General features: G+C 51.9%; 16 protein-coding genes, 1 tRNA gene and 2 pseudogenes. 6 read left to right on the forward strand and 13 right to left on the reverse strand.

The features are described from left to right. Window positions 1–470: 470 nt before the first annotated feature. The 6 genes and pseudogenes from AC2D8U_RS20795 to AC2D8U_RS20820 all read right to left on the reverse strand — a co-directional run. Window positions 471–707, reverse strand: a pseudogene (locus tag AC2D8U_RS20795) (SLOG family protein); the annotation flags it as partial. Window positions 708–1,414: 707 nt separating this feature from the next. Beyond that, the gene (locus AC2D8U_RS20800; RefSeq protein ID WP_484620992.1) at window positions 1,415–2,023 is read right to left on the reverse strand and encodes a recombinase family protein; all 609 of its coding nucleotides are present in this window, start codon (window positions 2,021–2,023) and stop codon (window positions 1,415–1,417) included. Between the two features lie 190 nt (window positions 2,024–2,213). Further along, window positions 2,214–3,263 carry a hypothetical protein gene (locus AC2D8U_RS20805; protein ID WP_484620993.1) on the reverse strand — a complete coding sequence of 350 codons (1,050 nt, stop codon included), beginning with the start codon at window positions 3,261–3,263 and terminating at the stop codon, window positions 2,214–2,216. 62 nt (window positions 3,264–3,325) lie between these two features. Continuing rightward, window positions 3,326–3,547 carry a hypothetical protein gene (locus AC2D8U_RS20810; protein WP_484620994.1) on the reverse strand — a complete coding sequence of 74 codons (222 nt, stop codon included), beginning with the start codon at window positions 3,545–3,547 and terminating at the stop codon, window positions 3,326–3,328. Between the two features lie 104 nt (window positions 3,548–3,651). Next, a pseudogene (locus AC2D8U_RS20815) lies at window positions 3,652–4,750 on the reverse strand (type I restriction-modification system subunit M); the annotation flags it as partial. Between the two features lie 1,242 nt (window positions 4,751–5,992). Beyond that, the gene (locus tag AC2D8U_RS20820) at window positions 5,993–6,226 is read right to left on the reverse strand and encodes a helix-turn-helix domain-containing protein (RefSeq protein WP_484620995.1); all 234 of its coding nucleotides are present in this window, start codon (window positions 6,224–6,226) and stop codon (window positions 5,993–5,995) included. Window positions 6,227–6,525: 299 nt separating this feature from the next. On the opposite strand from AC2D8U_RS20820, the gene AC2D8U_RS20825 reads away from it, so the two are divergent. Then, on the forward strand, window positions 6,526–6,648 hold the full coding sequence (locus AC2D8U_RS20825; RefSeq protein ID WP_484620996.1) for a hypothetical protein: 123 nt from the start codon (window positions 6,526–6,528) through the stop codon (window positions 6,646–6,648). 240 nt (window positions 6,649–6,888) lie between these two features. Here AC2D8U_RS20825 and AC2D8U_RS20830 read toward each other — a convergent pair whose 3' ends face one another. The 6 genes from AC2D8U_RS20830 to AC2D8U_RS20855 all read right to left on the reverse strand — a co-directional run bounded on the left by AC2D8U_RS20830 (window position 6,889) and on the right by AC2D8U_RS20855 (window position 11,089). Beyond that, on the reverse strand, window positions 6,889–7,653 hold the full coding sequence (locus AC2D8U_RS20830) for a hypothetical protein (protein ID WP_484620997.1): 765 nt from the start codon (window positions 7,651–7,653) through the stop codon (window positions 6,889–6,891). Between the two features lie 228 nt (window positions 7,654–7,881). Then, window positions 7,882–8,448: a hypothetical protein gene (locus AC2D8U_RS20835; RefSeq protein ID WP_484620998.1), complete on the reverse strand. Its 567-nt coding sequence runs from the start codon at window positions 8,446–8,448 to the stop codon at window positions 7,882–7,884. After that, complete coding sequence (locus AC2D8U_RS20840; RefSeq protein WP_484620999.1) at window positions 8,331–8,792, reverse strand: hypothetical protein; 462 nt, start codon at window positions 8,790–8,792, stop codon at window positions 8,331–8,333. The genes AC2D8U_RS20835 and AC2D8U_RS20840 overlap by 118 nt, the downstream gene beginning before the upstream one ends. Then, entirely contained in the window at window positions 8,779–10,122 is a 1,344-nt protein-coding gene (locus AC2D8U_RS20845; RefSeq protein WP_484621000.1) for a replicative DNA helicase, read from the reverse strand. Before AC2D8U_RS20845 ends, AC2D8U_RS20840 begins: the two co-directional genes overlap by 14 nt. 35 nt (window positions 10,123–10,157) lie before the next feature. Next, on the reverse strand, window positions 10,158–10,877 hold the full coding sequence (locus AC2D8U_RS20850; protein WP_484621001.1) for a helix-turn-helix domain-containing protein: 720 nt from the start codon (window positions 10,875–10,877) through the stop codon (window positions 10,158–10,160). 11 nt (window positions 10,878–10,888) lie between these two features. After that, window positions 10,889–11,089, reverse strand: coding sequence for a hypothetical protein (locus AC2D8U_RS20855; RefSeq protein WP_484621002.1), 201 nt, complete (start codon window positions 11,087–11,089; stop codon window positions 10,889–10,891). Between the two features lie 69 nt (window positions 11,090–11,158). Between AC2D8U_RS20855 and AC2D8U_RS20860 the strand changes: the two genes are divergently transcribed. The 5 genes from AC2D8U_RS20860 (at window position 11,159) to AC2D8U_RS20880 (ending at window position 14,091) form a co-directional block, all read left to right on the forward strand. Then, window positions 11,159–11,320, forward strand: a complete 162-nt coding sequence (locus AC2D8U_RS20860; protein ID WP_484621003.1) for a hypothetical protein — start codon at window positions 11,159–11,161, stop codon at window positions 11,318–11,320. 382 nt (window positions 11,321–11,702) lie between these two features. Beyond that, window positions 11,703–12,089, forward strand: coding sequence for a hypothetical protein (locus tag AC2D8U_RS20865; RefSeq protein WP_484621004.1), 387 nt, complete (start codon window positions 11,703–11,705; stop codon window positions 12,087–12,089). Further along, entirely contained in the window at window positions 12,086–12,556 is a 471-nt protein-coding gene (locus AC2D8U_RS20870; protein WP_484621005.1) for a hypothetical protein, read from the forward strand. Before AC2D8U_RS20865 ends, AC2D8U_RS20870 begins: the two co-directional genes overlap by 4 nt. Continuing rightward, entirely contained in the window at window positions 12,549–12,824 is a 276-nt protein-coding gene (locus AC2D8U_RS20875; protein ID WP_484621006.1) for a DUF4224 domain-containing protein, read from the forward strand. The genes AC2D8U_RS20870 and AC2D8U_RS20875 overlap by 8 nt, the downstream gene beginning before the upstream one ends. Window positions 12,825–12,933: 109 nt before the next feature. After that, entirely contained in the window at window positions 12,934–14,091 is a 1,158-nt protein-coding gene (locus AC2D8U_RS20880; RefSeq protein ID WP_484621007.1) for a tyrosine-type recombinase/integrase, read from the forward strand. 159 nt (window positions 14,092–14,250) lie between these two features. On the opposite strand, the gene AC2D8U_RS20885 is transcribed toward AC2D8U_RS20880, so the two are convergent. Further along, window positions 14,251–14,326, reverse strand: a tRNA-Lys gene (locus tag AC2D8U_RS20885). Window positions 14,327–14,347: the final 21 nt, after the last annotated feature.

Below are 14,347 nucleotides of genomic sequence, written 5' to 3' on the forward strand. Positions count from 1 at the left end.
ACCCATATTGTGGTGTTACGCCTTCCATCCACAAACCGTGGAAAGAAGTGGTGGGTCGTGAAGGATTCGAACCTTCGACCAATTGGTTAAAAGCCAATTCGCTTTAACCGTAAGTCGTTGATTTCACTACACTCCCACTTTTCGTTACCGCCGTAACCCCCATGGAACAGGGTTATTTCTGGGTAACTTTAGGGTCAGTATTTGCAGAAACTTCAGCTTCCACTCAACCTACCCTTCTGCAACAGCCTCTGTTAAATACCTGTTGATATTTGCAGACGCTCTGCAAAGAGATAAGGCGAACCGCCCAACCCCTTGTTGTCTTCAGTCAGTGCCGAAGACGGGGCGCATTATGGGACCGACTCTGCAACTCGTCAACCCAAAATTGCAAAACCGTGACCTAACTGAACGCTACGCACCCAACATGATTAAAGTCGATACGGATTGGGTAAAAAGTGACGCAATCAAGGTGGTTAGAAGCGAACAACCTTGAGTGGCAACCCCATCCGCTTAGCCAGCCCAAGCATGTGCTGTGTCCCCCTGCTCTCCCCATCCCAAAACACCACGACTGCCTGGGCGATGTTGGCCATAAACTGATTGCGGATCGGGCCAGCCTTTTTGCCGTGCTTATCCCAGTCAACAGGATAACGCTCTACAGGGATCCCGCGCATTTCTGCATAGCGCTCTGCAAGTTTGTCAACGCCACGGGCATTGCCGGAACAATGATGACCCCCTGGCTTTTGTGGCGAGGCAGAATATAGGTATCCAGCTTTTTCACCATCAGCTCAAAATCTGCAAATTCTCTGCCGCCTGCCACGGTCCTTCCATCACTCCCCCTTTCAGATAAAGACCGACATTAACATGACATAACGATCATGACTTGATTGAGTGACATTCGCTTGGTAAACGTAAGCGGGTAGAAATCAACCACGGAGGGACACAATGAAAAGGATCATATTACTGGCAGTCATAGTTGGCCTGTCAGGTTGCGTTCAGCACATTTATCGAAACGACCAATACCTTGATCGTACTCCAGTCGAGAGCCAAGCCCTATTCGACCGAGATAACAATTATTGTTGGGCGGTTGCTCGCGGGGTTTCCCCGATGCCTAGACTGTCTGCCAACACCAGTCAAACCCAAACTTACGGCAACATAGGTCACTTGCCGATCCAGCTCAACACGATTCAAACCCCCTCCCCTGCCCAGAGTCTTGAGCAGGGGTATCGGACTGTGCAGTCAGCCAAGGACCAAAAGGCAGTTCACGATATGTGCTTTAGTCGGTTAGGCTGGTACTACGTCAGATCCGAGTGACAAGCTTTGATCCCAGCGGCGAGTGGTTAGCAATCTCCATATCAACAAGATGACGAGTTATGCCGAGGCTATCGTTAATCGGTAGCCTCGAATACCCCAAGCTTGATTAACCGGTTCTGACGCGACTAATTGTACTTCTAGAACACCCGGTAATCCGCTGGATCTCAGACCAACTCACTCCATTCGTCAGAAGCGTCCTAATATCATCATGGAGCTTTTGATTAACCCGCCTGCCTTTATATTTGCCTTGGGCTTTGGCGACCTCTATGCCCTGTTTCTGACGCTTCCTGCGGGTCTCGTACTCATCCCTAGCCATACCAGCAGCCAAGTCCAACATGAAGTCGGTCAGTAGACGGGTAATAAAGCCCTCACTCTCCCCTTGCCGTACAGCGCTATAGGTCATAGGCTGATCGGCCACCATTATGCGTATCTCAGCGGTATCCAAGCGGAGCCGAAGTGCCTTCCACTGCTCATAGGGCAACCGCGTTAAACGATCCACCTTCTCCACCAGCAGCACGTCGCCGGATTCGCAGTCGGTGATAAGCCGATTCAGCTCCGGCCTGTCAACTTTAGTGCCGGACCGGTTCTCTATGTAGTAACTGCCGATGCGAAAGCCTTCTAACTTTGCCAGCCTCTGTAGCTCTCCTTTGGCCCGTTCAGCATTCTGATCATCAGTACTGGCCCGTAGGTAAGCGCGGACTATCCGATTAGTCATGGATCCCTTCCTGGTTCGCTTTGAGTAGTTTCTTATTTATGGTTCGATTTGGGTAGCAATGCAAATTTATCGAACTGGCCACACTCAAGGGGGGCATGGTTCGCCTGATATATACCCTAATCGAATCACTGTACAGAGCAGCATTAGCCAGGTAATTCAGAATCAAAAAAAGGGGCAAAGGAGGTTTGGATCAATATGGAATATTCGCTCGGCCTTGCTGACAAGACGGGCACTTGCACTGAAACAGGCTTGTCCCATTGACACCGTAACGACAGCCACAGATCTCGCACACGGCTTCATAAGCCAACTGGCCATGATCTGTACCCGCAACGCCTCGGGTTCCGGCAACTCGCTGATGATTGCGATTGAGGTATCCAATCTGGGTACTTGCGGATGTACCACTGCGCCACTCTCCCAGCCCTTGATGACTCAGCTTATAGGTGGTCGGTTCTGATGCCACCGTCTTGCCTGGGGAGACTCTGCCGCTATCCAGTGCGTATATCCAACCCTCTTTGGAGTCATATCCCGGCTCAGGTTCCAGCAGTCGAGGTAAGCCCAGCACCGCTGGGTGTCCAGCCGTCTTCATCGCATGACTGAGCGCTACCAATGCCGCCAATATCGCATCATAACTATCCCCAGTCTCTGGCATGGAATCCGGCAGGTGTGGAAAGAGCGTGGATTTTACCTTTGAGGCCGTCTCTAGGCCACTTTTCAAGAGGGCGGGATAGACCTCGATAACGGCGCGATCTGCCTCAACCTGATCCTGGGGCAGGACGGCGAAGCCTTGCTCACGAAGTGAATGACAAACCGACAGGGCAACGGTGGCATTATTCCCGAGTCGATCAAATACCGGAGACATTGGTTTCTTACCAAAGTTACGATGCACCCAACGCTCACAATCTCGGTAAGCCAACACGTTCTCTATCTCAGACCGAGGAGCCCTATCAAGAACGGCTTCGCCATCCAAAAGTCGCCGGAAAGCGAGAGGGTAAGCCAAAGGAGCATCAACACCGATGGTCACGGACTGAGCGCCATTGAGGACATCGACAGGAACGCCAGCCGGAGCAAGCAGACCATCAAGGGACACAACCGAACGCTGAGACAGCGAAAACGCAGAGCTGATCCCGATCCAAGTCGCCTTGCTATCTCCTTTACGCCACCCAACCACTGCGACAGCCTGCTTATTTCCCTGCCAGCCGCCCACATCCCAGCCGATGGCAACAACATCGTATTTACTCATTTAGTCACGAACGCTGTCCTTTCGAGGAGTCATCAGGAACATAGAATTTACGTTGAATCATCTCAGTCTCGAAAGAATCGAAAGTTTATGGGAAGGTGGGGTTCGAGCATGATTTCACCGGTTTCCTTGTACTGCCGCGCCTGCTCTTCAGCAAATTGCTTGGCCCACTCTTGATACCAATGCATAAATTCCTTGCGGGTGCGAAAGGGCTTGCCTGGCCCATACATGCCATCATCCAGATTCGAACTAGGAGAAGCGACATCGAATGTCTCTGAAGCGGACATCGGCCTATTCTAACTCAGTGCATGGCCAGTAACCTTCGCCCTAATCCATTTAATCAGTTTCATGCCCTGCCCTTTACATGGTTCAAAAACATATCACGATACTCCTGTTCAACCTCGGCGTGATATGCCGACCGACCATTGGTAAACAACGGTGAGCCGTTCAAGATGGTGCCAATACGGGAACCGGCGGTCTCTGCACTGGGTTGTTGCATCTTGCTGTTCAGGTGCATCAGGAACAACAGGGAGCCATCAGACACCCGAGGCAGATCCGGCCCAAAGCGGCCATCGAAGCCCTGCAGCTTGTGCTCGTCCTAGACGGTTTTCTCAATCTTCTTCCAGTCCACCCCGAACGGCGGGTTAGATAGGCTGTAGTCGAAGCGGTTGTTGCGCAGTTGGTCGTTAGACATGCCCAGTTTCACGTTGCTGATGTCCTGCCCCTTGATCAGCATATCCGCCTTACAGATGGCGTAAGACTTAGGGTTCAACTCCTGACCGAAGGTACGCAGCACAGCGTTCTCGTTCAGCTCATGCAGGTATTCCATGCCACAGGAGAGGAAGCCACCTGTGCCTGCGGTGGGATCGTAGATAGAGCGGATAATGCCCGGCTGGGTCAACGCATCGTCGTCGGTGGCAAACACCAAGGAGGTGGTCAGGCGCACAATGTCGCGCGGGGTAAAGTGTTTCCCGGCGGTCTCGTTGCTGCTTTCGGCGAAACGGCGGATCAAGTCTTCAAACACCAGACCCATGTGGTAGTTGTCCACCGCCTCAGGGGAGAGATCGAAGTGGGCAAACTTTTTCGCCACCTTGTAGAGCAGATCGGCCTCGTCCAGTTTGGTGAGGCTGGATTCGAAATTGAAGTGCTCGAAGATCTCCCGCGCATCCTTGGAGAAACCACGGACATAGGCGTCGAGGTTGTCCCAGATCTGGGTCTCGCCCAGCTTTGCCATATTCAGCTTGGAGGTGTTGTAGAACGCCTGACCCGCCGCATTGAGCAGCAGCTTATCAGCGGCCTCATCCGGCATTGCCTTAGTCGTTTCGACCATCGCCAGCACCTTGTCCTTGGACGGCGCAAGAACACACTCCAGACGGCTCAAAACCGTAAAAGGCAGGATGATGCGCCCGTATTGAACTGTTTAAAGTCACCGGCAGCAGATCAGCGACAGACCAGACCAGGCCCGCTAAAGAGGAGGTATTGGCATTCATATCGGATGGGTTCTTCGACAACATGGCCGTCCGTGCCGGAATGGGAAAATTGGAACTCAGGTTACCAGCCCTTTCGCTGCTAACCTAGCGTCAAACTGAGACCAAACGCACTGTAACTAAATCATTGTTCCCGTTTTTTTCCCCCACGAGCCACGCCCCATTGTCCAGTACGGCCCCAACCGTCAGTGACACCAACACCAATCCCCATATCAGCCCGACAGAACCCGTCGATTCAGCTCCTGGATCGACGGTTCCCAGCGCAAAACGCACGCCGAATCCCATAAAACGTCAAAAAATTGGGAGAACTCTAAGAGGGATTTATGACTAGGGGGTGGGGGTCTCCCTCGTTGCACCCTCCCCCTCCCCCCTATCCTGCGATCCCTTCTGAGCCATCCCAGCATCCTGTGCGCTCAATATAGTGGATTCTCTGGGGTCAAATGCCGGATTCAAACAGAACGTCAACAATTCGAGATACCAAATTAGCTGACAAGAGGGAGTCCCAGAACCCGGTTACCATCAGCACTCCCTTCACTCACGCATCGACCATCTCGAAATCAACAAGAAAGTGAGCACGAAACACCATGGCCAACGACACGGCGAGGATAGATCCCCAGGCCATCCACTGGGCCCGGATCATGCATAATTTTATCAATTCGGCTTTCAATGACTACGGCGCTCCCAATCGCCCCAGGAGCCATTTTATTCTCTACCATGCGCCATCCACTCCATGTTCTCAAAAAGTGGATTGCTGCGCGGTTTAGGCCCGTTAGAGTGGATTTGCTGTGCGGATTTCTGCCTCGCGCTTGTTTTCAGCTCAAATAATCCCTGCCAATTATTCTCAATCGACTGGTCAACGATGGCCTGTTGAGTTTCGAGATCACCACCGGCCAATTTGATCAGTTTGTTTGCTGCCCGTTCTGGATAAGCGAATGCCTTCAGCTTCAGCCGCTTCCGAAAACCGATGTAATCCCGCTATGCTGTTTGGTTCAGTCCATCAGGCAATTTGCACTGCTGTGTGCGGGAACTGCCCACAACCTTATTAGTTTTATTCTTAATAATATCTTTATTAATAACTCTCTTATGGTTGTGATCACCTGGCTCCCCGTTAGGGGCAATTAACTCACCCTTGTGTGAGTTTCCTGCCTCATCGTGCGCATTACGTTCACAGGGAATATCCTGCACAGGTTGGTGCGTCTCGTTCACATGGTGGGGGATATTCAGGACGTAGACGTTGTGCTTATATCAGCCAGATTTTTTGACGTTTTGGGTAACAGTGACGATCCCCATTTCCTGCAAAACCTTGATGTGATCCATCTCCGCACGATGACTACATTCACAGCGCCCGGCCAAATATGCCTGACTCGGAAATGAGCAAAAATCCTCATCACAATGCTCAGCCAGAGCCAACAGGACCAGCTTCCTCATCGGGTTGCCGACAGTCATTTCAAACGCTGCCTCAACGGCTTCAGTGTTCATTGCCAACCCCCTCAGTAGCCAATCTGAGCGCACATTTCCAAAACGCCCTAGCTGAGTGTTTGGCCAAGGCGCAAAGTCTGGTGATGGATGTGAAACTGAAAGGCCGCAAGGCCAAGCGCGCCGAACCAGTCAAGGCAAGCGCATGACAGCCAACCAAAAGACGTTTGCCCTAGACTTGATCAAAGGTGTGATCCTGCTCTGTTTGGCTGCGCTGATAGCGGGGAAAACGGGGGATAGTGCAAAAATCATTCTATCCTGTATGATCAGCGGTCTAGGGTTAACTGGATGGAGGCTATCGAATGTTTGATGTAAGCGTGTCTGGCTTGCTCTGCGCCATTGCCGCCATTGCTATCACGATTGGCTTGGCCTGGGCATGGGATCAGTGGGATAAACATCACCCCAAAGATCACCACCACCACTAAGCACGAAGGGGAGCATTGCGCTCCCCTTTTTAGTGCCCGGTCATTTGCTTCCTTCCGGCATAGGCTCAGGCCAAAACGGGATAAAGCAGGCATAGCAAAATGACGATGCAAATCAGCTTGCCAAAATCATTCGATTGCCCCATGACTCCCTCCGTGTTGTTAATCCATCCCGTATCCTTGCACGAGTAAGAGCGTGTCACTCTCGATATTGAATGCGTTTTGCGCTCATAAACACCAGTTTCACGAAATTGCCATCAGATCCGCATGAGTCAGCGACCCACCTTGAACCTTGTTGACCCGGTACAACCACGAACGCGCGATCTCAATGATATGGTCACTCGGCTCAACCTCTTTGTGATTGGGCCAGCTCAGATCCCCCTCCTGATCCAGAAACAACATCCGGCCATGGCCATTGCTGTCGAGATATAAGAGCGGGACTTGCTTGCTCTTGTACGTGTGTTCCTGGGTTGAGGTTATGGGCATCGGGAAGATCAAAAGGTGTTCGCCCTCGTGGTCAAGGATCCCAGTCATCCGGCTCTGTCCAAGCAAATCTTCCAGGCGTGTAACGTCCGCCCGGTATGCTTTGGCGTCCTTCTCCAGCTTCCCACAACGGGTTTGCAGCTTTTCATTGGTGCCCTTCAGTCGCTTAACCTGCTCCCGGCAACGGCGCAGCTCCTTCCCGTTTGCCTTCAGCTCGTCCAGTTGAGTGAGTGCCCGCTGGTGCGAAGCGTTCAGCGCTGTGAGTTGGTGCGCTTGCTTTTCAGCAGCAAGGCAGATGGCCCCCCGCTTGTCGCATTCCTCTTGCAACTGGCGCTTCTCTTCGTCCAGGGTTTCGGTTTTATCTGCCAGCTCCTTGTTACGGATCCTCAATGCGTCATTGGTCTGGCGCAAGATCATCACCTCGCCTTCCAGATCCTCAACCTGGGCAACAAATCTGTTGTAGTTGCCAACAAAATCAGCAAGCGTATCCGACGCAACCGCGCCGTGGTCCACATTCTCCGTCATGGTTTTGCCTCCATCATTAAACCAAATTTTCCTGCAATCTCTTTGGGATCTTCCTTTACGTCTATGTCTTCGAGCGGCTGGCCAAGCAGTGACCAGAGCGGGATGAAAACAAACATCTTCTTAGGGCCAAACATTGGTAGCGTTGGGGGTGCCCCCTCAATCAAGACCGCTTGGCAGTCAGCACAAACCCCATCCGTCACCATTCCCCAGCAATAACAACACCGTCCCTCAGTTATCCTGTCCACGTACCGCCTCCACAATTTGCCTGAATCCAGCGGACTGGATCGCCATCAATAAGCGGTACAGTTCGGCGTAGTAGTACATCCAAACCCGCCCTTTATCTGGGGTAAGCTTCAACCCAGAAGCCCGCTCGATTTGCCGCCTAAGTTGACGCTCTTTAACAAGCACCCGGCCCAGACCGGCACACCGATCACATACCTGTTTAACCCCCTTCAGAATCCGTTCTTTTGTGCCTTTGCACGTAGGGCATCGGCGTTGCTCAGTCGCGTCATCAATAGCCGCATTGACGCAGATCACCATCGCCATAGCTTCGGCGTCTGTCTTTAGGTTCCAGTGCAAAACGGCAAAGCTGGCCAGGGTTCGCTCCAGTTGCGCAACGTGACGATCACTGCCAGTTAGAGCCAGTACGACCGTGCTGTTGATGTTTGGCACCAGGGCTAGGGCATAACAGGCACTTTCAAAACGTGCGCCTTGGCGTCCCCCTCCAGACGATGCCGATACGTCATCAAGCGCAGGCGTCCCCGCATTGAGAGAGGCGAGAAGTGATTCAAGCATTGCCGTTTCTCCATGAGTTGGCCGATATACGCCAGAGTGTCATCCAGCGCTTTTCCTGATTTAACGTGGTCTGTGGTGAAGCGCAGCAGGTTGTAGTTGTGCAAGGCGTAGAGGTTGTATTTCTCCACGTCGCGCTGGTAACCAACGGGGTTTGTGTGCCTTCCCTTTGAGCGCAGCCAGATCCCCCCTTCGATCTCAACGACAAGGCGAACCGAGGGGATAAAGAAGTCAGCTCGGAAGCGGCGCTTGGGGATCAGCATGGCCTCTTGGTAGAACTCGATCCCACTAGCCTTGAGCTGCTGCGCAAACAGATCTTCCAAGTAGCTGGACTTAGTTCTTGGCATAGCGGCGCTCTCCTTGGTCATTGGATGGGGCTGATGCCATGGCTTTCGATTGATATTCCGATTGGAGCGCTGGGCTTAACGAGAAAAACCGGGTTTGTTTTGGCGACCAGCCCAGGTAAATCGTGCCGGTAAATCCGTGCCGGTTTTTGCCCACAATCGCCTCGGCAACGGGATAACTCCATTCGCCAACTTGATAGGTCCACGTAGTGTTTGAGTCGTAAACCTGATCACGATAGAGGGTCAGGATCAGATCGGCTTCTTGCTCAATCACCCCCGAATCTTTGATCTGGTATGGGCCAGGGCGTTTGTTGGGCTGGGCTTCAACGGAGCGATTCACCTGGGCCAATGCCACCACCGGGATCTCTAAGTCCCTGGCCAGTTGCTTCAGCCCTTTGACCACCTCACCCACGCGCATGTGGTCAGCGTCGTAATTGCGGTCAGCTCGGATCAACTGGATGTAATCAACCAAGAGCAGCTTGATCCCATGCTCGTACTTCCATCGCCTCGCAATGCGCTGAATTTCAGATATGGCCGGATTTGGTTTGTCATAGATGAACAGGGGCACATCACTGACACCGTGGGCCGCTTTGATGTTCGCTTGATATTGGTGATCGGTAATCTTCATTTTGCGCAGCAGAGAGAGATCAAAACCGCTGTGAATGGCTCCCATTCGGCCAGCCACCTGGGAACGATCCATCTCCCCTGAGATCATGCCGGTTGGCTGGTCTGTAGGGACCAAGTTCAATGCAAATGCCGTTTTGCCCATAGCTGGCCTTGCAGCGACAACAACCAAATCGGTGTTCCTTACCACGCCCATCACAGAAGACAGGCAATCCAGCTCCCCCCACTTCATCCCGGCAATTTGCCCGTCCTTCAGCTCAGTGAGTTGGTCTGTCAGCTTGGTTACACCATGGGATAACGTCCCATCCCAGGAGCCGCCGTCACACAGCATCGACACGTTGGTGAGCAGTTGATTGACGCATTCAGTGTCGCCTTGCTCGACAGCCTGAAGCGCTTCGGTAAGGACGCCATGCAGGGATCGGAGTTGGCTGTTATCAGCGACAATCTTTGCGTAAGCCGGGGCGTTCACTACGCTCGGAGTGTTGCGCATATAGTCACTGAGCAGCAGCAAGTGTTCATCACTGCCAGCGTGATCCAGCAGAGTAACCAGATCAATTTTGATCCCATCAGCATGAGCATCCAAGATCTGTTTCCAGATTTGCTGATGCGTTCTTGACTGGAATTGCTGGGGCTTCAGTTCGAATTTCAGCAGCAAACTGGGGTCATGCATGACGGAGCCGATCACAGCAGATTCGGCCTCAAGATTCATGGCGCTCCCAATCGGCCCAGGAGCCATTTTATTCCCTACCATGTGTCACCGCCCTCCCAGTTATCGAGAAGATCATTCCTGAGCGCTACAGGCCCATTAGAATTGATCCCCAGGTTGGGTTTGTGGCCGGGTTTGTTCTTCAGCTCAAATAATCCCTGCCAATTATTCTCAATCGACTGGTCAACGATGGCCTGTTGAGTTTCGAGATCACCACCGGCCAATTTGATCAGTTTGTTTGCTGCCCGTTCTGGATAAGCGAATGCCTTCAGCTTCAGCCGCTTCCGAAAACCGATATAATCCCGCCATGCTGTTTGGTTCAGGTCTTTTGGAAGCTCCTGCACACTAAGCTCTTTATTCTTTTTAAGATTATTAAGAGCTACTTGTGGCGCAACTTGCTCACACTCACTGGGCTTGTCTGCACCCTTATTGCCGTTAAGTTCCAAGTTATGTGCAGGAGGCTCACATGCTTCAATATCAGAAGATTCACAAGTGATATGCAAATCATACCTGTTGCTCTTGTATCCCATGGCATTGACAGCCTTTTTGGTGACCGAAATGTGCCCCATTTTTTCGAGCGTCTTGATGTGATCAATCACCGCGCGGCGACTACAACCGCACCGTTTGGCCAACACATCCTGATTGGGAAAACAACTCATGCGCTGATCAGCATAACTGGCCAACATCACCAGCAGCAGCTTAGCAATGGGGTTGTTAACGTCTGTATTGAGCGCTGCCTCAACGGCTTCAGTGTTCATTGCCAACCCCCTCAGTAGCCAATCTGAGCGCACATTTCCAAAACGCCCTGGCTGATCTGTTCCTCTGACAAACCAGCCTTACGCCCTTCGTCGCGGATCATTTTTCGGCGCTGAACATAAAGTTGATCGACTGCGTTGCTGGCTTTGGGATCGATATTTAGCGCGATCATTTGGCTCCTGACCGTCCATTTCTGCATATCACTATTCTTCATTGTTGTTTGCTCCAATTCTAATTCAGCGCCGTTCTGGTGGGGTAACAACGGAATTAAATTGAACCAAAAATGACATTAAGCGATCAATGGGCTGGCGAAGCGCAAAATCAAATAGATCCAGATTTGCGGAAAGTTTGTTGGATTTCAGGATTTTTGCCTGGGGGTTTATTGGCTTTTTGTTGGCTTTTAGAGGGATGCTTTGAATTTATTTTGACGGATATTTTTTGGTAGCGACTATATAGCGATCAGTGTTTTCATAGGTCTTGCAGAAGAAGAGGCGGGCACAAGTCCCCACGAGTACCCGCCTCGTGATGCAGAATTTAAACAGTTGGAGCAAACAACCATGATCGTTCTTACATCGAGTGAGACATTACCCCCGTGTGCCAACAAAAGTAAATGCCGGGAATTCAATCAGTGCTATGACTTTAAAAACAGCAAGATTAGTAGCCCAAAAAACATTAAATTTCGCAGCGGGTTTAGCCCCCATACTTTATATCGACGTTGTTGGAGTATGTGGAACAAATTGACCTCTGGCACCACCGGGTCTTTTCCTAAAATCATCATGGCAATCCTCCTGTCAGCGTTTGTCTACGCGATTTGGGAGGGAGGGCCGATGTCCGTAGCTGTCACCTTCCGTGAGAGCACCGCCTTTTTCTACGCCGCTAAACCACTCAAAAACAACGTCATCAGGGATTATTTTCACCCCATGTGCCGGGGCTTCAGAGGACACAGAGGGCGCCAAACACCAAACGCGCCCCTGCGGGCGATTGTCACCGAAACCAGCTCTCAGATCGAATATACGCACCTTACCCGTAGTCTGGCGTTGAGATCTCGGGATCCAGTCAAATCGAGCGGACAAACCAAGGCCAACCTCAAGGGGTTCCACTGCCATACGGAACGTTCGAACGACGTCTACACCCCTGCGATGTCAGTCAACACTTCACCGGATGAGAGTGGCTCGATGGGTTCCTTTGGCCCTGTGCAGGAGCAAATCGGATGAATATTGGCAGACACTATCGCGGACGGAAAAACAAAACCCATGCCAATAATGTTCATAAGACTCTGTTGGATGAGAACGGTGACTATCGCCCCCTCGAAGCTGTGCTGGCCCTATTCTACTGGAGCCCAGACCTCACCTACCCCGAGATTATGACACTGTATGGAATGCCCTGCGTTGGATCGCGGTCGATTATCCTCGGCCTGCTCGTGGATGGCTTGCTCGAACAGACCAACTGGGGCTGCAAGAGGGGTCGCCGCTACAAACCCACTGGCGCGTGGCTCCCGCCCTGGCTCGAAGGTCGTAAGGATCCCTACGCCGAGAAGAACAAATCAGAGCCTGAGCCTGCCCCGCTTGACGACAAGACTTTGACCTTAGCTGATCTGGAATCATTTCAGTCCCTTAGCAGGGAGTTATTCCAGCTTCTGCGAAAGGTCAATTTTGCGATGGAGGAATTGCAGAATGAATGACTCTCTGCAAACCTCTGCAACAAAGGCCAATATTTCACTGCAGGGCAATGACTTAGGCGAGGCATCTTTGGGCGAAGGGGAACACGCAATCACCAACACGTTGTTATCATCGCGTGATCTTTTTGATTTGACTGGTTATGTTCAGCCTGCATCCCAGAAATCTTGCCTTGAGCGTAATGGGATTCGGTTTGTCGAAGGTCGAGACGGTCATTTCGCTACAACCTGGGATGCGGTTAACTCGGCGCTTGGCGTCCGATTTAATGCTTAGTTCTTTAAAAACCCAGTAACCATGCGGTCTGCACGGCGATATTGCAGAGACTTTGCAGAATTGCAGAGCCATTGCAGAACCTGTGCAGACCCATGAATGGAGGAATGTAATGTCAAAATCAAAGCAAGGCATCAACGCCGGATTGCGTGGCGTTTCCCAAATCAAGGATTGGTGGTATTACCGGCCAGGAGGTGGGATCCCAGCGCAGAAGGTCTGCAAAGTTGGTTGTACAAGGGCTGTGTTACAGCGTGAGTACGACCGGGTGAAGGCAGAGCTGACCGGCCAGCGCACATTTGCAGAATTGATGAGGCTGTATGCAGAACGTGCGCAGAAAGGGCTGAAAGCCGTTAGCCCCAAAACCGTTGCCAACATGCAAACCTGTCTCAACTGCTATATCGAACCCAAGTGGCAGTATCGGGATCCCGATACGATTTCACACATTGAGTTGGGTAAGTGGTACGACGAACTGCATACCGAAAAAGGCTTCGATGTAGCGAAAAACGTTCGGGCCTATATCGGGATGCTCTGCAAGATGGGTATGCAGCAGGGTTGGTGCAAAAGTAACAACAGCGCCATGACTACGCCGATCAACATGACCCCCGAAGAAAAGGCGGCCAAGGAAGAACGCGCAGAACGTTGTTTAACCTGGGACGAGTTCTGGGACGTGTATGCAATAGCCCCGGTCAACATCCAGATCGTGATGATCCTGGGTGCCTTCGCAGGCTTGCGGATTGCAGACTGTTTGGAGATCAAGTTGGAAGACTTGAGGGACGAAGGGATCTACGTGAAGCAGAGCAAGAACGGCACCGAGCAAATCAAGGCATGGAGTCCTGAGCTGCGCCGTGTAATCGAGTTGCATAAGCAGCAGTTCATCAGGGGCAACGAGTTGATGGTTGCACAGCGCCGCCGTGATGCTGAGTACCTTGTGCTTAGTCGTGATGGCCAGGGCTACAAGACCTCTGGCTTTGACTCTGCGTGGCGTCGTATGCGTGAGAACGGGGCGAAGCTGGATAAGCCTGTGGATGTGTGGTGGTCATCGCACGAGCACAAGCGCTGGTTTGTCACTGAGCTGTATGAAGAAAAACGCGACCTTAACGAAGTCGCTAAGGCCGCAGGCAACGCAGCAGTCAAAGTGGTCGAACAAAAGTACCTGAAGACGGTGCCAGTGGTATCGACTCTGGGCTCAGATGTTCAACCGGAAAACGTAGCCCAAGCTTGGACGGCAGATAGCTACGGATTCAGTACCATTTCGTTTGCTGTTGCCTGACGAACATTAATCAAATCGAAGGGGGGTTGCCATGGTGCAGCCCCTCTTTTTTTGGGGCAAATTGCAGGTCTGCAACGTTCTGCTTGCAGAGAATCGCAGATGGGGATTCTGGCGATAGCGGGGACTTCGGCTGAAAGCCTTGGTATTACTGGGGATAGATGGTGGGTCGTGAAGGATTCGAACCTTCGACCAATTGGTTAAAAGCCAACTGCTCTACCAACTGAGCTAACGACCCATATTGTGCCTTCTCTCCACC

This window comes from Ferrimonas sp. YIN67, from assembly GCF_057219095.1.